This window comes from Cellulomonas telluris, assembly GCF_004886325.1.
GTDB lineage: Bacteria > Actinomycetota > Actinomycetes > Actinomycetales > Cellulomonadaceae > Cellulomonas > Cellulomonas telluris.
The window spans coordinates 288,054-305,410 of sequence record NZ_QXFN01000005.1 but is presented as its reverse complement, the minus strand read 5'-3'; the positions used below and the strand labels follow the sequence as shown (position 1 = coordinate 305,410).

Annotated in this window: 14 protein-coding genes; 6 read left to right on the top strand and 8 right to left on the bottom strand. The window is 76.2% G+C overall.

The window, feature by feature from the left end:
- Nucleotides 1-12 precede the first annotated feature (12 nt).
- The 5 genes from FB586_RS16965 to ptsP all read right to left on the bottom strand — a co-directional run bounded on the left by FB586_RS16965 (nucleotide 13) and on the right by ptsP (nucleotide 5,889).
- Nucleotides 13-1,614: an SDR family oxidoreductase gene (locus FB586_RS16965; protein ID WP_246036946.1), complete on the bottom strand. Its 1,602-nt coding sequence runs from the start codon at nucleotides 1,612-1,614 to the stop codon at nucleotides 13-15.
- Between the two features lie 166 nt (nucleotides 1,615-1,780).
- Complete coding sequence (locus tag FB586_RS16960) at nucleotides 1,781-2,779, bottom strand: DNA topoisomerase IB (RefSeq protein ID WP_136520517.1); 999 nt, start codon at nucleotides 2,777-2,779, stop codon at nucleotides 1,781-1,783.
- A gap of 60 nt (nucleotides 2,780-2,839) precedes the next feature.
- Complete coding sequence (locus tag FB586_RS16955; RefSeq protein ID WP_136520516.1) at nucleotides 2,840-3,727, bottom strand: acyl-CoA thioesterase; 888 nt, start codon at nucleotides 3,725-3,727, stop codon at nucleotides 2,840-2,842.
- A 13-nt stretch (nucleotides 3,728-3,740) separates the two neighbouring features.
- A complete protein-coding gene (locus tag FB586_RS16950) occupies nucleotides 3,741-4,124 on the bottom strand; it encodes a globin (protein WP_136520515.1) in 384 nt (127 codons plus the stop codon).
- A 79-nt stretch (nucleotides 4,125-4,203) separates the two neighbouring features.
- The gene (ptsP, locus tag FB586_RS16945) at nucleotides 4,204-5,889 is read right to left on the bottom strand and encodes a phosphoenolpyruvate--protein phosphotransferase (protein WP_136520514.1); all 1,686 of its coding nucleotides are present in this window, start codon (nucleotides 5,887-5,889) and stop codon (nucleotides 4,204-4,206) included.
- Nucleotides 5,890-6,235: 346 nt separating this feature from the next.
- On the opposite strand from ptsP, the gene FB586_RS16940 reads away from it, so the two are divergent.
- Together FB586_RS16940 and FB586_RS16935 are read left to right on the top strand one after the other, a co-directional pair.
- Complete coding sequence (locus tag FB586_RS16940) at nucleotides 6,236-6,466, top strand: PTS sugar transporter subunit IIB (RefSeq protein WP_136520512.1); 231 nt, start codon at nucleotides 6,236-6,238, stop codon at nucleotides 6,464-6,466.
- 1 nt (nucleotide 6,467) lies between these two features.
- Nucleotides 6,468-6,935, top strand: a complete 468-nt coding sequence (locus tag FB586_RS16935; protein ID WP_136520511.1) for a PTS sugar transporter subunit IIA — start codon at nucleotides 6,468-6,470, stop codon at nucleotides 6,933-6,935.
- A gap of 25 nt (nucleotides 6,936-6,960) precedes the next feature.
- Here the strand turns inward: FB586_RS16935 and FB586_RS16930 are convergent, their stop codons facing one another.
- The gene (locus FB586_RS16930; protein WP_246036875.1) at nucleotides 6,961-8,142 is read right to left on the bottom strand and encodes a mechanosensitive ion channel family protein; all 1,182 of its coding nucleotides are present in this window, start codon (nucleotides 8,140-8,142) and stop codon (nucleotides 6,961-6,963) included.
- Complete coding sequence (locus tag FB586_RS16925) at nucleotides 8,139-10,361, bottom strand: prolyl oligopeptidase family serine peptidase (RefSeq protein WP_136520510.1); 2,223 nt, start codon at nucleotides 10,359-10,361, stop codon at nucleotides 8,139-8,141. The genes FB586_RS16930 and FB586_RS16925 overlap by 4 nt, the downstream gene beginning before the upstream one ends.
- Nucleotides 10,362-10,490: 129 nt before the next feature.
- Here FB586_RS16925 and malQ point away from each other — a divergent pair, with 129 nt between their 5' ends.
- Complete coding sequence (gene malQ, locus FB586_RS16920) at nucleotides 10,491-12,620, top strand: 4-alpha-glucanotransferase (protein WP_136520508.1); 2,130 nt, start codon at nucleotides 10,491-10,493, stop codon at nucleotides 12,618-12,620.
- Nucleotides 12,617-13,201 (top strand): P-loop NTPase family protein, encoded by a 585-nt coding sequence (locus FB586_RS16915; RefSeq protein WP_136520507.1) that lies wholly within the window; start codon nucleotides 12,617-12,619, stop codon nucleotides 13,199-13,201. Before malQ ends, FB586_RS16915 begins: the two co-directional genes overlap by 4 nt.
- Nucleotides 13,202-13,249: 48 nt before the next feature.
- Here the strand turns inward: FB586_RS16915 and pepN are convergent, their stop codons facing one another.
- Nucleotides 13,250-15,856, bottom strand: coding sequence for an aminopeptidase N (pepN, locus tag FB586_RS16910; protein ID WP_136520506.1), 2,607 nt, complete (start codon nucleotides 15,854-15,856; stop codon nucleotides 13,250-13,252).
- 315 nt (nucleotides 15,857-16,171) lie between these two features.
- Here pepN and FB586_RS16905 point away from each other — a divergent pair, with 315 nt between their 5' ends.
- The gene (locus FB586_RS16905) at nucleotides 16,172-16,804 is read left to right on the top strand and encodes a mycothiol-dependent nitroreductase Rv2466c family protein (RefSeq protein WP_136520504.1); all 633 of its coding nucleotides are present in this window, start codon (nucleotides 16,172-16,174) and stop codon (nucleotides 16,802-16,804) included.
- On the top strand, nucleotides 16,804-17,337 hold the full coding sequence (locus tag FB586_RS16900; RefSeq protein ID WP_136520503.1) for a hypothetical protein: 534 nt from the start codon (nucleotides 16,804-16,806) through the stop codon (nucleotides 17,335-17,337). Before FB586_RS16905 ends, FB586_RS16900 begins: the two co-directional genes overlap by 1 nt.
- Nucleotides 17,338-17,357: the final 20 nt, after the last annotated feature.

Sequence of the window (17,357 nt, the reverse complement as noted above, 5' to 3'; positions counted from 1 at the left end):
CGGACCGACGCGTCACGGACGTCCGCCGGCGTCCGGTGCGACGTCCGTGCGCGCCCGCTCCGCCGTCTCGGCCGCCCGGGCGATGTTGCGCTGCATGCCCCCGAACACCACGCCGTGGAACGGGTACACCGACCACCAGTAGAGCTGGCCGGCCAGGCCGTGCGGGTGGAACAGGGCGCGCTGCGCGAAGACGGTGGGCGGGCGTGCCCACGCCGCGGCGTCGTCGGCGTGGTCCGCGTGCCCGGGACCGGGAGCACGCCCGTCCACCGGTTCCACCCGCAGCTCGAGCCACGCCAGGCCGGGCAGCCGCATCTCGGCCCGCAGCCGCAGCAGCCGTCCGGGTTCGAGCGCCTCGACGCGCCAGAAGTCGACCGCGTCGTCGACGCGCAGGCGGTGGGGGTCGCGCCGGCCGCGGCGCAGGCCCGGCCCGCCGACGACGCGGTCGAGCAGCCCCCGCACGCGCCACGCGAGGGACCAGGAGAACCAGCCGCGCTCGCCGCCCACGGCCTCGAGCACGCGCCACAGCGCCGCGGGGGAGGCGGCGACCTCGACGCGCCGCTCGTCGACGTACAGCGAGCCGCCCGCCCAGTCGGGGTCGGAGGGCAGGGGGTCGCTCGGGGCGCCCGGCACCGCGGCGGACGACCAGCGCGTCGCCACGCTCGCCTCCCCGATGCGCGCGAGCGCGAGGCGCACCGCGCGGTCGAACCCGACGAGGCCCTCCGGCGGGTCGGGCACGTACGCCGCGACGTCGTGCTCGTCGCAGACGACCTCGTGCACGAGCGACTCGACGAGGGGGCGTGCGAGACCGCCGGGGACGGGCGTCACGAGCGACACCCAGTGGCTCGACAGGCGCGGCGTGAGCACGGGGACGCCGACGATCACCCGGCGGGGCAGGTCCGAGATCGCCGCGTACCGCTGCATCATCTCCCGGTAGGTGAGGACGTCGGGACCCCCGATGTCGAAGGCGCGGGACACGTCGGCGGGCATCGACGCCGCGCCCACGAGGTAGCGCAGCACGTCCCGGACCGCGATCGGCTGGATGCGGTTGTCCACCCACGTCGGCACCGTCATCGCGGGCAGCCGCTCGGTGAGGTAGCGCATCATCTCGAACGACGCGGACCCCGACCCGAGGACGACCGCCGCCCGCAGCACCGTGGTGGGCACCCCCGAGGCCAGCAGGATCTCGCCGACCTCGGTGCGCGAGGCCAGGTGCGGGGAGAGCTCCTCGCCCTCGGGGTGCAGGCCGCCCAGGTACACGATCCGGCCGACGGCGGCCTCCCGGGCCGCCCGGGCGAACGCGAGCGCGGTGCGCCGGTCCCGCTGCTCGAAGCGGCGCCCGGACCCGAGCGAGTGGATGAGGTAGTAGGCCACGTCGGCCCCCGCGAGCGCAGGGCGGAGCGCGTCGAGGTCCGACGCGTCGGCCTCCACCACCTCGACGTCGTCGTACCAGGGACGTCCCCGCAGCCGCTCGGGGTGGCGTGCGAGGGCGCGGACGCGGTAGCCGGCGGCGAGCAGCTCGGGCACCAGACGTCCGCCGACGTACCCGGTGACGCCCGTGACGGCGGCCAGCGGTGCGTCCGGCCGGGGACGACCGTCGGGTCCCGTGCCGGGCACGAGCCCGGCGAGCGTGCGGGCCACGGGCTCGGGCGCCAGGTCCGGCCCGGTGGGCGGGCGGTGCGTGGACGTCGACGGGCCGGGCGGCGGTGCGTCCCGGTGCCTCACCCCCGCAGTCTGCGGTCGGCCGCGGGCCGGCGCACCCGGGGCGTCCGGCGGCCCGGCGTCAGGACGACGACAGCATCGCCAGCGTGCGCTTCTCCGCCACGGCCTGCGACCGGGTGGGGGCGATCGTCTCGCCGCGCTCCCACAGGTCCACCACGCGCGGGTCGATGTAGGAGGCACGCGCGACCGCCGGCGTGTTCCCCAGCTCCTCCGACACCGCCTTCACCACCGACGACACCACGCGCCGCCGCCCGCGCTCGCTCGCCGGCGCCGGCCCGGCCTCGGCGAAGCCCCGCGCGGCCAGGACGGTCGCGTGCCACGTGCGGAAGTCCTTGGGGGAGGCGTCGCCGAGCCGGTCCTTGACGTACGCGGCGACGTCGCTGCTCGTCACGTCGTGCCACCCGCGCTCGTCGTGCCAGGCGAGCAGCTCGGGGCTCGGGTCGCGGCGGCGCAGGAGCGTGCGGCACAGGTCCGCGACGACCTCGTCCTCGACGACGGTGTCGCGCACCTGGCCCGACTTGGCGGGGAACACCAGGTGCACCGCACCGGGGTCGTCGTCCCGCTCCGGCTCGAGCACGTGCACGTGCTCCTTGCGCAGGGTCGCGAGCCCGAACGAGCCGTTGCGCCGGGCGTAGCCCTCGCCGCCGACCCGCAGGTAGGCCCGGTCGAGCAGCCGGAAGGCGAGCGCGAGCGCCTTGTCCCGCGGCATGCCCTCGAGGGCGAGGTCCGCCTTGACGCGGCGGCGCGCGGCCGGCAGCCGCCGTGCGACCTCGAGGACGTGGTCGTGCTTGAGCCGCGCCCGGCGCGCGTGCCACTGCTGGTGGTACAGGTACTGCCGGCGCTGGGCGTCGTCGAACCCGGCGGCCTGGATGTGGCCGTTCGGCCACGGGCAGATCCAGACGTCCTTCCACGCGGGCGGGATCGCCAGCGTCGAGACGCGCTCGAGGTGGTCGGGGTCCTCGATGCGCCGCCGGTCGACGTCGAGGTACACGAAGCCCTTGCCCGCCCGGCGCCGGGTCCAGCCGGGCTGGTCGATGCGCACACGTCGGAGCCGGACCATGCCGGGAGTGTCGCCCGCGCGTCGGCCGCGCGCTCGTCGAGCGGGCCGTGCGGGCGCACGTCACACCGGCAGGCGGACCATGCCCTCCTGCGCGACGGTCGCGACGAGGACGCCGTCGCGCGTGAACACCCGCGCCGCGCCCAGGCCGCGCCCGCCCTGCGCGCTGGGCGTCGACTGCACGTACAGCAGCCAGTCGTCGACGCGCACGTCGCGGTGCCACCACATCGCGTGGTCGAGGCTCGCCATGGACAGCCCGGGCGTCACCCACGACCGGCCGGCCCGGCGCAGGACGGGCTCGAGCATGACCTGGTCGCACGCGTAGGCGAGGAGCGCCCGGTGCAGGAGCTGGTCGTCGGGCAGCGGCGCGCGCGAGCGCATCCACACGGCCTGCCGGCCGAGCCGCGGGTCCGGGTCGGCGTCGAGGTAGAGGGAGCCGCCGACGTGCCGCACGTCGAACGCCGCCTCCTGCGTCCAGAACTTCGCGACCGGGTGGTCGATGCCGCCGAGCTGGTCGAGCGCGGACACGACGTCCTCGGGTGCCGGCACGTCCGCCGGCATCGTCTCCGCGTACTCGACGCCCGGCTGCTCCTCCTGGAACGAGGCGATCATCGACAGGATCGGCTGGCCGTCCTGCAGGGCGTGCGTGCGCCGGGCGGTGAACGACCGACCGTCGCGCAGGCGCTCGACCGTGAGCGCGATCGGCTTGGTGACGTCGCCCGGCCGCAGGAAGTACCCGTGCAGCGAGTGCGGCAGCCGCTCGGCGGGCACGGTGCGTCCGGCGGCGAGCAGCGCCTGCGCGAGCACCTGGCCGCCGAACACGCGTCCGCCCGGCTGCGCGAGGCTCGTCGCGTGGAACAGGTCGGGCGTCTCGCCGTCGGCGTCGACGTCGAGGACGCGCAGCACGGCGGCGGTGGGGTCGTCGGGGCGCACGTCGGCGGCGTCGGTCATGGGTGGGCGGTCCTCAGTCCTCGAACGTGTTGAGCATGGAGAAGGCGGCGCGCTCGAGGTAGTCCCACAGCTGCGCGCGGTGCAGCGGGGCGAGGTCGAGGCTGTCCACCGCGGCCCGCATGTGCCGCAGCCACCGGTCCCGTGCGTCCGGGTTCACCTTGTACGGCGCGTGCCGCATGCGCAGGCGCGGGTGCCCGCGCTGCTCGGAGTAGGTGGTGGGGCCGCCCCAGTACTGCTCGAGGAACAGCGTCAGGCGCTCCGCGGCCGGCCCCAGGTCCTCCTCGGGGTACATCGGCTTGAGCACCGGGTCCTCGGCGACGCCCCGGTAGAACTCGTCGACGAGCCGGACGAAGGTCTCGTGCCCGCCGACGGCCTCGTAGAAGGAGTCGGCTCTCACGGCGCCCATCCTCACACGCCCCGCACCGCGCACCGCGGCTGCGCGGCCGGGTGCGGGCGCACGTCACACGTCCGGCGCGTCAGAGCCCGAGCTCCTCGAGCACGGGCAGCGCGCGCCGCACGACCGACCGCGCGTGGTCGGCGCCGGGGGACTCGACGGCCAGCCGTGCGAGGCGCCGGCACTCGTCCCACGTGGTCGCCGCGAGCACGGCCGCGACGTCGGGCAGCGCGCGCGGCGTCATCGACAGGGACGTGACGCCGAGCCCGGCGAGCACGACCGCGAGCGCCGGGTCGGCGGCGGCCTCGCCGCAGACCCCGACGGGCCGGCCCTGCGCCGCACCGCCCAGGGCGGTCGCCTCCACGAGGCGCAGCACGGCGGGCTGCCAGGCGTCGGACAGGCGGGCCACGGCACCGAGCAGGCGGTCGGCCGCCATCGTGTACTGCGTGAGGTCGTTCGTGCCGATGCTGGCGAACGCGGCGTGGGCGAGCATCGGGGCGGCGAGCAGCGCGGCGCTCGGCACCTCGACCATGATCCCGGCGGCGGTCAGGCCGTGCCGCGCGCACGCCGCGACGAACGCCTCCGTCTCCTCGACCGTCGCGACCATGGGGGCCATGACCCACGTCGTGGTGCCCGGGTGCTCGGCGGCGGCGCGCGCGATCGCGGTGAGCTGGTCCTCGAGCACCTGCGGCTGGGCGTCGGCGACCCGCAGCCCCCGCACGCCGAGCGCGGGGTTCGCCTCGGGAGCCGCGCGCAGGAACGGCAGCGGCTTGTCGGCGCCGGCGTCGAGCGTGCGGACGACGACCTTGCGTCCCGCGAAGGCGGCGAGCACGCGTCCGTAGGCGGTGACCTGCTCGTCCACCCCGGGTGCCTCGGTGCGGTCGAGGAAGGCGAACTCCGTGCGGAACAGCCCGACGCCCTGGGCCCCGGACGCCGCCGCGGACTCGGCCTCCGCCGGGTCGCCGACGTTCGCCAGCAGCTCGACGCGGTGCCCGTCGGCCGTGCGCCCGTCGCCGTCGAACGTGCGCACCGCGGCGCCGAGCGCGCGCACGCGGGCCACCGCCTCGGGCGACGGGTCGAGCGTCACCCGGCCGGACGCCCCGTCCACGAGCAGCGGCGTGCCCTCGGCGACGCCCGCCGCCCCCGGGGCGGCGACGACGGCGGGGATGCCGCGGGCGCGGGCGAGGATCGCCGTGTGCGAGGTGGGGCCGCCCGCGGCCGTGACGACCGCGACCACGCGCGCCGGGTCGAGCGTGGCGGTCAGGGCGGGGGCCAGGTCGTGCGCGACGAGCACGTACGGGTGCGGGCGCACGGGCAGCCCCGGGGCGGGGCGCCCGGTGAGCCGCGCGACCAGCCGGTCACGGACGTCGACGACGTCGCGCACGCGCTCGGCCATGTACCCGCCGAGCTCGGCGAGCTGGGCGGCGACGGCGTCCGCCGCCTCCCACACGGCGCGCTCGGGGACCAGGTGCTCCGCGCGCACCCGCTCCTGGGCGTCGGCGACGAGGGACGGGTCGGCCGCCATCGCGGCCGTCGCGAACAGCAGGTCGGCGCTCGCGCCCTCGGCGGCCTCCGCGGCGGCGTCGAGCTCGGCGCGGACGGCGTCGGCCGCCTCCGCCACCCGGGCCGCGGCCGCCTCGGTGTCGGCGCCCGGGGGGAGCCGGCGTCCGGCGGGCGGCTCGGCGACGGGCTCCGGCAGCAGGGCCGCCGGTGCCGCGGCCCGACCGGGGCTGACGCCGATGCCGGTGACGACGGACGTGCTGCCCACGCGTACCTCCTCGCTGCTCGCTCGGGGCGCCGGTACGCGGCCTCGTGAGATGGCGGCGTGCCCGGGGCGTCCCGGCCGACGACGTCGTCGGCCGTCGCAGTCTGTCGCGCCGCGGACCCGGCGTGCCAGCCTCGACACGCCCGGCGCGCCGCCGTGCACCCGGTGCGAGCACGCCGCGGCCGGGAGCGCCAGGGACGGAGGACCGGTGCGCGGACCGGGTGGGTGGTGCGGGACCGGCGGCGGTAACCTGGGGTTCACGCACCGACCGGTGCACCTGCACCTGCGCCTGTACTCGCACAGCGGTGCCCGGGGCGTGCGCGTCGCGACGGATCGTGGGGAGAACCACTTGAGCAAGGCACAGCAGATCCTGGCCGCCCTGGGCGGGGAGACCAACGTGGTCGACCTCGAGCCCTGCATCACGCGGCTGCGGGTCGAGGTCGGCGACGCGGAGCTGGTCGACGAGGCCGCCCTGAAGGCCAGCGGCGCGTTCGGCGTCGTCCGCTCGGGCCGCATCGTGCAGGTCATCGTCGGTCCCGAGGCCGACAACCTCGCGGCCGAGCTCGACACGCTGCGCTGACGTGACCCTGCGGCTGGTCAGCCCGGTGACGGGCGTCGTCCGGCCGCTGGCCGACGTGCCCGACCCCGTGTTCGCAGAGCAGATGGTCGGGCCCGGCGTCGCCGTGCAGCCGGACGCGGTCGACCGTGCCGACGTGCTCGCACCGTGCGCGGGCGTGGTCGGCGCACTGCACCCGCACGCGTTCGCGCTCGAGCTCGGTGTCGATGCCGGCGTGCTCGTGCACGCCGGCATCGACACCGTCGGCCTCGGCGGCGCCGGCTTCACCGTGCACGTGGAGCCCGGTCGCCGCGTCCGCACCGGCGAGGTCGTGCTCACCTGGTCGCCCGCCGCCGTCGCCGACGCCGGCCTCGCGACCGTCTGCCCCGTCGTCGTCCTCCAGGGCGACCCCGCGGCGCTCACCCGGCTCGTCGCGGACGGCGAGCGGGTCGAGGCGGGGCAGCCCCTGCTGGAGTGGTCGCCCCGCGCCTGACCTGCCCGCCGTCCGGCGGCCGCTCTCAGGCGCGCGTGCCCCGGCCCGGGTCCGGGTGCACGGCGTCGTGCACCGGCGTGTCGTGCGGGTCGCGGTCCTCCTGCACGTCGGCCGGATCGGCCGCGGCAGGGGCGTCGCCCTCGGTCGGCGCGTCGTCGTCGCCGCCCGTCGCGGCCTGCGGCGACGCCCCCGCCAGCTCCTCCCGGTGCGCCGCGAGCAGGTCCCGCTGACCGCCCAGCGGGATGCCCGCCTCCGTCAGGTGCCGGCGCACGGCCGCGCGCAGGTGCCGGCCGACCTCCCAGTGCTTGCCCGGCTCGGTGCGCAGGCTGAGCTTGACCGTGACGGCCTCCGCGCTCAGCCGCTCGGCCCCGGTGACCGTGGGCGAGCCCTGGACGAACGCGCCCACCACGGGCTCCGCGGCGACCTCGGCCGCCGCCCGCTCCAGCAGGGCGCGCACCTCGTCGAGGTCGGCGAAGTAGTCGACGTCGAGCTCGACCACCGCGGTGCCGAAGCCCTGCGTCTTGTTGCCGACCCGCAGCATCGACCCGTTCGGCACGTACCAGAGGGTGCCGTCGGCGTCCCGGATCTTCGTCACGCGCAGCGCGACCGCCTCCACGGTGCCGGTCGCCGGGCCCACGTCGACGACGTCGCCGACGCCGTACTGGTCCTCGAGCAGCATGAACAGCCCGGACAGGAAGTCCTTGACGAGCGCCTGCGCGCCGAAGCCGACGGCGACGCCGACGATGCCGGCGGAGGTCAGCAGCGGGGCGACGTTCACGCCGAGGGCGTCGAGGACCAGGATCGCGGTGATCGACCCGACCACCACCGACGCGGTGGAGCGCAGGACCGAGCCGATCGTCCGGGCCCGCTGGGTGCGGCGCGCGGCCGCCACGGGGCTCGCCTTCTGCAGGACCGAGCGCACCTCGCTGCCGCCGAGCGGCTTGAGGACGCCGCGCTCGAGCAGCGAGTCGCCGCTCGCGATGTGGTTGGTGACCGAGCCGATGAGCCGGCGCAGCAGGGCCAGCACGAGCGCGCCGACGACGACGATGATCACGATGCGCATGGGCAGGCCGGTGAACCAGTCCCAGAAGGAGTGGAGCCACGCCAGCGGGTCGGTCCTGTTCTCGGGGATCGGCGGGATCAGGGGGTCGGTGGTCTCCGTCGGCGACGGCGTGGCACCGGCGAGGGCGAGCAGGGCAGGGCTCACGCGGCGCCCTCCTCGGCCGTGGCGGCGTCGAGCGCGTCGAGCAGGCCCGTCCGGTCCGCCACGAACTGCAGCTGCTCGGCCGACAGCGCGACGGTCCGGGACAGCGCGCGCCCGCCGTGGCCGACGCCCGTCTCCCGCCGCAGCAGCACGGGCCGCTCGTCCGGGTCGGACGACGTCGCCGCCTGCAGCGCCGCGGCGAGCTTGCGGGCGTGCAGGGGGTCGACCCGGGTGTCGCCCTCGAACACGGTGAACAGCACGGCCGGGTAGGCGGTGCCGTCGACGACGCGGTGGTAGGGCGAGTAGCCGAGCAGCCAGTCCAGCTCCTCCGGCACGTCGGCGTCGCCGTACTCCTCCGTCCACGTGACGCCCAGCCCGAAGCGCTGGTAGCGGACCATGTCGAGCAGCGGGGCCGAGCACACGGCGGCCGCCCACAGGTCGGGCCGCTGCGTCACGGCCGCGCCGACGAGCAGGCCGCCGTTGGACCCGCCCCACACCGCGAGCCGGTCGGTCGTCGTCCACCCCTGCGCGACGAGGTGCTCGGCGACCGCGAACAGGTCGTCGAAGACGTTCTGCTTGGCGCCGCGCATGCCGGCGCGGTGCCACTCCTCGCCCTCCTCGCCGCCGCCGCGCAGGTTCGCCACGACGTAGACGCCGCCGGCCTCGACCCAGGCGAGGGTGCTCGCCGAGTAGGCCGGGTCGAGCGAGACCTGGAAGCCGCCGTAGCCGTACAGGACGGTGGGGGCGGGGGCGAGCGGGCGGCCGTCGGCGTCGAGGCGGTCCGCGCGGGCGAGGACGAACGCGCGCACGGTCGTGCCGTCCGCGCTCGTGACCTCGACCTGCCGGGTATGCACGTCCGGCAGGTCCGGCACGGCGCCCGGCGGCGTCGCCCACAGGGTCAGGTCGCCCGTCGCGGCGTCGTAGCGGTGCACCCGGGGCACCGTCACGTGGTCGGTGTACGAGAACCACAGCGACGTGCCGCCGTCGGGCCGCGTCACGAGGCCGGAGATCGACCCGAGCCCGGGCAGCGGGAGCGTCCCCGCGTCGCCGGGACGGCGCTCGCCGGTGTCGGGGTCGTGCAGCGTCACCTCGCTCACCGAGTGGCGGCGCCACGAGACGACCAGCTCCACCGGCGTCGTGTCGTCGCCGCCGCCGTCGAGGAGCGCGACGTCCTCGAGCACCGCCGTGCCGTCCTGCGCGACGAGCGTCGTCCAGTGCTCCACGCCGGGCGTGGTCGGGTCGGTCACGCACACGCGTCCGCGCGGGGCGTCGAGGTCGGTGTGCACGTACAGCCGGCCGTCGCGGCCCACCCACGCGCCCACCTCCGCGTCGAGCCCGACCGCGACCTCGGTGAACACCGGCGCCCCCGGGCCGCCGTCCGCGGTGAGGTCGGCGATCCACACGTCCGTGCGCGGTGCCGTCCCCGCCGAGGCGGAGACGATGAGCCAGCGCCCGTCGCGGCTGACGGACACGCCGTAGTAGTTGGTGCGGTCCAGGCCGGCGCCGAACACCTCGACGTCCTGCTCGGGGGACGTCCCGAGGCGGTGCAGCCACACGCGGCGGTGGTACTGCTGCTCGTCGGCCGGCACGAGGTCCGGCGCGAGGCGGCGGACGTAGAAGAACGCCTCGCCGCCGGGCAGCCAGGCGACCGGGGAGTAGCGCGCACGGTCGACCGGCCCGTCGACGGGCTCGCCCGTCGCGACGTCCAGCACGTGCAGGACGCTCTCCTCCGTGCCGCCGCTGGACACCTGGTAGGCGAGCAGGTGGCCCTCCTTGGACGGCTGCCACGCGTCCAGGGTGGTCGTGCCGGCCGGGTCCAGGCGCAGCGGGTCGACGAGGACGCGCTCGCGCTCGCCGCCGGCGCCGTCCGGCTCGACGACCACGACCACCGCGTGCTCCTGGTCGCCCGCGCGGCGCGAGACGAAGCGACGCTCCCCGCGCCACGCCGGGGCCGAGACGAACCCGGCACCGAGCAGCGTCCCGAGGCGGTCGCGCAGCGCCGCCGTCCCGAAGGGCCCGTCGGCCGCGCGGGCCTCGACGCGGCCCCGGTAGGTGGCGTACAGGGCGTCCTGCTCCGCGGACCAGGCCACCGTGGCGGGGTCCTGGGCGTCCTCGAGGCGCCGGTACGGGTCCGCGACCGCGCGCCCGTGCAGGTCCTCGACGAGGTCCTCGCGCGGGGCGGGCGGGTAGGCCAGGGGTGTCGGCGTGGAGGCGTCGGTCATGGTCCGACAGGCTACGGACCGATCCTGGGGGTCCGCTCCCGCGCCCGTCGCGCCGCGCCGCTGCGAGGTGCGGGACGCCGGTGGCGCGCTGTCCGGGCAGGTCACGGACCTGCGTGGCAGGATCGACGCGTGCCCGAGCAGCCCGACCGCCCGTCCGACGACCTGCTGCGCCTCGCCGAGGCGTACGACGTGATCGGCCAGTACCAGGGCCACGACGGCGAGCAGCACGAGGCCAGCGCGCACACGCTGCGCGCCGTGCTCGCGGCGCTCGGCGTCGACGCCTCCACCCCCGAGCGCATCGAGCTCGCCCTCGCCCACGTCGAGGACATGCCGTGGCGGCGGACCCTGCCGCCCGTCGTCGTGGTGCGCGAGGGCCGCGAGGTGCAGGTGCCCGTGCACGTCACGCACGGCGACCCGGTCGAGGTGTGGGTCGAGCTCGACCCCGAGGCCGGGGGCGGGCGGCGCGAGGTGCCCCAGGCCGACGTGTACGTCGAGCCGCGCACCGTCGACGGCCGGCTGGTCGGCCGCGCCACCTTCACGCTGCCGGCGGACCTGCCGCTCGGCTGGCACGAGGTCTGGGCGGAGGGCCCGAGCGCGCAGGCGCACAGCCCGGTCGTCGTGACCCCGGACCGCCTGGAGCTGCCCGAGCAGCTGCGCGACGGACGCGCGTGGGGCCTCATGGCGCAGCTCTACTCCGTGCGCTCGCAGCGGTCGTGGGGCGTGGGGGACCTGGCCGACCTGGCGGAGCTCGGCTGGCTCGCGGGCCGGCAGGGCGCCGACTTCCTGCTCATCAACCCGCTGCACGCCGCGGAGCCGGTCGAGCCCCTGACGCCGAGCCCCTACCTGCCGACCACGCGCCGCTTCGTCAACCCGCTGTACGTGCGCCCCGAGGACGTGCGCGAGGCCGGGTACCTGTCCGCGGCCGACCGGGCGCTCGTCGAGTGGGCGGCCGAGCCCGTGCTGCCGCTCGACGTCGACCCCGGGCCGATCGACCGCGACGCGGTGTGGGCGGCCAAGCGGGCCGCCCTGGAGGTCGTCCACGCGCAGCCCCGCTCGGCCGCGCGCCAGGCGGCGTTCGACGCGTTCGTGGAGGAGCAGGGCGAGGGGCTGCGGACGTTCGCGCTGTGGTGCGCGCTCGTCGAGCGGTACGGGCCGCCGGAGACGTGGCCGGACGCGCTGCACGACCCGTGGTCGGACGAGGTCGTCGCCGCCGCGGTCGAGCTCGCCGACAAGGTGCGGTTCTGGTCCTGGCTGCAGTGGGTCGCCGACGAGCAGCTGGGCCGCGCCCAGCAGGCCGCCCTGGACGGCGGCATGACGCTCGGGATCATGCACGACCTCGCCGTGGGGGTGCACCCGGTCGGCGCGGACTCCTGGGCCCTGCGCGACGTGCTCGCCACGGGTGCGTCCGTCGGGGCGCCGCCGGACATGTACAACCAGCAGGGGCAGGACTGGTCGCAGCCGCCCTGGCACCCGACGGAGCTGGCGCGCGCCGGCTACAAGCCGTACCGCGACATGCTGCGCACCGTGCTGCGGCACGCGGGCGCGATCCGCATCGACCACGTCATCGGCCTGTTCCGCCTCTGGTGGGTGCCCGAGGGCAACAGCGCCGCCGAGGGCGCGTACGTGCGGTACGACCACGAGGCGTTCGTCGGCATCCTCGCGCTCGAGGCGCACCGTGCCGGCGCCGTGGTCATCGGCGAGGACCTGGGGACCGTCGAGCCGTGGGTGCGCGACTACCTGGCGGACCGCGGCGTCCTCGGCACGTCCGTGCTGTGGTTCGAGCAGACCGAGGACGGCCCGCTCCCTCCCGAGCGGTACCGCCGCGAGGTGCTGGCGACCGTCACGACGCACGACCTGCCGCCCACGGCGGGGTACCTCGCCGGTGAGCACGTGCAGCTGCGCGAGCGGCTCGGGCTGCTCACCAAGCCGCTGCGCGAGGTCCAGGCCGAGGCCGACGCGGAGCGCGAGCGCATGCTGGACGCGCTGCGCTCGCGGGGCCTGCTCGGGGACGACCCGTCCGAGCGGGAGGTCGTGGAGGCGCTGCACCGCTGGGTGCTCGCGACCCCGTCCGTGCTCGTGGGTGTCTCGCTCGCCGACGCGGTGGGGGAGCGCCGGGCGCAGAACCAGCCGGGGACCGACCAGGAGTACCCGAACTGGAAGGTGCCGCTCGCCGACGGCACGGGCAACCTCGTGCTCCTGGACGACCTGTTCACGAGCGCGCGGTTCGCCTCGCTGGCGCGCGTCATGAACGAGGGATGACCCCGGGGGAGCGTCTCCTCCCGCCGGGCCCGCCCCTGCGGCGCGTCCGCGTCGTCGGCAACTCCGGGGCGGGGAAGACGACGTACGCGCGGGCGCTCGCGGCCGCGCTCGGCGTGCCGCACGTCGAGCTGGACGAGGTGTTCTGGGGGCCGGGCTGGGTGCACCGCGACCCGGCCGAGGGCCGGGCGGACCTGCGGGCGCGCCTCGCCGGCACGGACGGCTGGGTGGTCGACGGCAGCTGGCAGTCGCGCCTGGCCGGGATGCTCGACGACGCGGACACCGTGGTCTGGCTGGACTACCCCCGTCGCACCGTGATGGGCCGCGTCGTGCGGCGCACGCTCCGCCGCGGCCTCACCCGCCAGGAGCTCTGGCACGGCAACCGGGAGCGGCTGGGCAACCTGTTGCGCCGCGACCCGGAGGAGAACATCGTGCGGTGGTCGTGGACGATGCACGACGCGTACCGCGAGCGCTACGCAGCGCTCGCGGCGTCCGGCACGACCCGCGTCGTGCGGCTGCGCTCGCCGCGCGAGGCCGCGGCGCTCCTGCGCGCGGTGGCGGCAGCCGGACCGCCTGCGACATGACGAGGGGCGACGCACCCGACGGTGCGTCGCCCCTCGTGCCGCGCCGTGTCAGCCGCGGCGGCGGTCCGCCTCCTGGGCGGCCAGCGCCCGGCGCACGCCGTCGCGGGACTCGGCCACCAGGCGGCGCAGCGCCGCCGGGGCGTCCGGGTGCCCGTCCAGCCACGCGTCGGTGGCGCCCAGCACGTCGACGTCCGCGTGGTCGGCGAGCAGGGTCGGGTACAGGCCGAGGACGACGTTCTGCGCCATCTCGTTCGTCTTCTCGGACCACACCCGCTCGAGCTCGGCGAAGTACGGCTCGACCCAGGGCAGCAGGAGCCCGGCGTCGTGCACGCGCCCGAACCCGCTGATGGTCGCGGCCTGCAGCGCGTTCGGCAGCTCGTCGCCCGTGACGACGGCGGCCCACGCGCGCTCCTTCGCCTCGGGCGTCGGCAGCGCGGCACGGGCGGCCGCCGCGGCGCGCTGACCCGTCGCGGTCGCGTCCTGCGAGAGCTGCGCCGCGACGTCCGTCTCACCGGCACGGCCGCCCGCGACGAGCGCCGTCAGCAGCTCCCACCGCAGGTCGGTGTCCACCGACAGCCCGTCGAGGGTGCGCCGCCCGTCGAGCAGGTCCGCGACCGCGTCGAGCTGGGCCTGCGTGCGCGAGCGGGCCGCGAACGCCTTGACGAGCTGCAGCTGCAGGTCCGAGCCGGCCGGCGCGGCCTGCGCCAGGGCCAGCAGCCGGTCGGCCGCGGCCACCTGCGCGGCCGCGCGGTGCTCGGGGGCGACGTAGAGGTCGAGCGTCGTGGTGAGCTGGCGCAGCAGCACGAGCACGACGGACGAGTCCGTCTCGTGCGCGACGTTGTTCAGCACGAGGTCCACGAAGTCGCGGGCGGGCGTCTCCCCGTCGCGCGTGGCGTCCCAGGCGGCGGCCCACACGAGCGTGCGGGGCAGGGAGTCGGTGAACCCGTCGAGGTGCGCGATCGCGGTGGCCATCGACGCCTCGTCGAGACGGACCTTCGCGTACGCGAGGTCGTCGTCGTTGACGAGCAGCAGGGCCGGCCGCGGGCGGCCGACGAGCTCCGGCACCTCGGTGCGCTCGCCGTCCACGTCGAGCTCGACGCGCACCGTGCGGACCAGGCGCGGCGCGCCGTCGACGTCCTGCACGTCGTACCCGCCGATCGCGAGCCGGTGCGGCCGCTGCGTCGGGTGCTCCTCGGGGACCTCCTGCAGCACCGCGAACGAGGTGACGGTGCCGTCCGCGTCGACCTCCACCGCCGGGCGCAGCAGCGTCACGCCGGCCTGCTCGAGCCACAGCGCCGACCACGCCGACAGGTCGCGGCCGGACGTCTCCTCGAGCTCGGCGAGCAGGTCGCGCAGCTGCGTGTTGCCCCACGCGTGCTTCGCGAAGTACGCGCGCACGCCGGCGAAGAACTGCTCCTGGCCGACCCAGGCGACGAGCTGCTTGAGCACCGAGGCGCCCTTGGCGTACGTGATGCCGTCGAAGTTGACCTCGACGTCCTCCAGGTCGCGCATGTCCGCCACGATCGGGTGGGTCGAGGGCAGCTGGTCCTGCCGGTACGCCCACGACTTCTCCAGCGAGGAGAAGGTCGTCCACGCGGACGTCCAGCGCGTGGCCTCGGCTGCGGCGAGGGTCGACGCGTACTCCGCGAACGACTCGTTCAGCCACAGGTCGTCCCACCAGCGCATCGTCACGAGGTCGCCGAACCACATGTGCGCGAGCTCGTGCAGGATCGTCACGGCGCGGCGCTCGACGGTGGCCTCGGGGACCTTGGACCGGAAGACGTACGACTCGAGGAACGTGACCGCGCCGGCGTTCTCCATCGCCCCCGCGTTGAACTCCGGCACGAACAGCTGGTCGTACTTCGCGAAGGGGTAGGGGACGCCGAAGCGCTCCTCGTAGAACCGGAAGCCGGCGCGCGTGACGTCCAGGATCTCGTCGGTGTCGAGGTGCTGGGCGAGCGAGGCGCGGCAGTACACGCCGAGCGGGATCGTCCGGCCGTCCGCGCTCACGAGCGAGTGGTGCTCGCCGTGGTACGGCCCCGCGACGACCGCGGTGACGTACGACGAGATGCGGGGCGTGGTCTCGAACCGCCACGTCGCGGTGCCCTCGTCGCGGCCGCCGTTGCGGTTCTGCCCGCCCTCGACGCGCTCCGGCTCACCCACCTGCGGGTAGTTGGACACCACGGTCCAGTGCGCGGGCGCCGTCACCGTGAACGTGAACGTCGCCTTGAGGTCGGGCTGCTCGAACACCGCGAACACGCGGCGGGAGTCCGCGACCTCGAACTGGCTGTACAGGTACACCTCGTCGTCGACCGGGTCGACGAACCGGTGCAGGCCCTCGCCGGTGTGCATGTAGGCGCACTCGGCCACGACCCGCAGCTCGTTCTCCTCGGCGAGGTCGTCCAGCCGGATGCGGGAGTCGGAGACGACCTGCGCCGGGTCGAGGCTGCGCCCGTTGAGCACGACCTCGTGCACGGCCGGCGCGATGAGGTCGACGAACGTGCTCGCCCCCGGCGTCGCCGAGAAGCGCACCGTCGTGACGGACCCGAACGTCTTCGGGCTCGTCGTCAGGTCGAGCGCGACGTCGTACGCGTGCGTGCGCACGAGCGCGGCGCGCTCCGCGGCCTCGGCACGGGTGAGGTTCTCTCCGGGCACGGATCGGCTCCGATCGGTCGGCGGCGGTGGCCGCGAGGAGGTCGGCGGCGACCGCCGGGTCGGCGACGCCCTGCGGTGGGCGCGGGGCCCGGGGCGCGGGTGGCGCGGGCAGGTACGGGGTCGGCCGTGACGGTCGTACGGGCCGCGGGGTCGCGGCCGGGACGATCATGCCACGGTGCCCCCGCCCGCCCCCGTGGGTGACCTGGGTGGTTTCGCGTGGCCGGGCGTCGTGTGATGGGCTTGCCCCCGCGCGACGCCGACGTCCTGCCGCCCCTGCGGCAGGGTCGCCGTCGCCCCTGTCGGAAGGAGTGGCCCGTGCCCGTCGTCGACTTCTGGTTCGACCCCGCCTGCCCGTGGGCGTGGATGACGTCGCGGTGGATGACCGAGGTCGAGCGCGTCCGCGACGTCGACGTCCGCTGGCACGTCATGAGCCTGTCGGTGCTCAACGAGGGACGCGACCTGCCCGAGGACTACCGGCGCCTCATGGACGAGTCGTGGGGTCCGGTCCGCGTCCTCGTCGCCGCCGCGCGCGACCACGGCGACGAGGTCCTCAAGCCGCTGTACGACGCGATGGGCACGCGCCGGCACCCCGGCGGGCGCCGTGACACCGACGCGATCGTCGCGGAGTCCCTCGCCGAGGTCGGGCTGCCCGCCGCGCTCGCCGACGTGGCCGCCACGCAGGAGGTCGACGACCTGCTGCGTGCCTCCCACGCGCAGGCGATGGAGCTCGTCGGCGACGACGTCGGCACGCCCGTCGTCGCGATCGACGGCGTCGGCTTCTTCGGCCCGGTCATGACGCCCGCACCGAAGGGCGAGGACGCGGGCCGGCTCTTCGACGGGCTCGCGCTGGTCACGAGCGTGCCCGGCTTCTACGAGCTCAAGCGCACGCGCACCGTCGGACCGATCCTCGACGACGCCCCCGACGGCGGGGCGGCGCGGGGGTCCTGATGGCCGGCCGTGGGCTCGCCGGGCTCAGCCCCGGCATGAAGGCGTTCCTCGCGGTCGACGTGGTGCTCGTCGTGGTGCTCGTCGTGCTGCTCTTCGCCCTGCGCGGGGGCGGCCCGGACGAGGGCGCCGCGGGCGGGCCGACCGCGACGGGCACGGCCGCGCCCACGGGCGAGGCGACGGCCGAGCCGGAGCCGGTCTCGTTCGTGCTGCCCAGCGGCAACATCGGCTGCGACATGACCGCGGGCGGCGTCGAGTGCCGCATCGCGAGCTTCACCTACGCGCCCCCGCAGGTCGCCGGGTGCGAGGGCACGACGGGCAACGTCGTGCGGCTCGACGCGCAGGGCTTCGCGTTCGCGTGCGTCGAGGACGAGCCGCCGGCGGTCGCCGCGCCCGGCGCGACCCGCCTCGAGTACGGCAGGGAGACGACGGTCGGCGACTGGACGTGCGGGGCCGGCACCGACGGCGTGACCTGCACCGGCCCGGGCGGTGTGGGCTTCCGGCTCGCCCGCGCCGACTGGAGCGAGCTGCCCTGAGCCTCCCGGCCGGTGCCGCC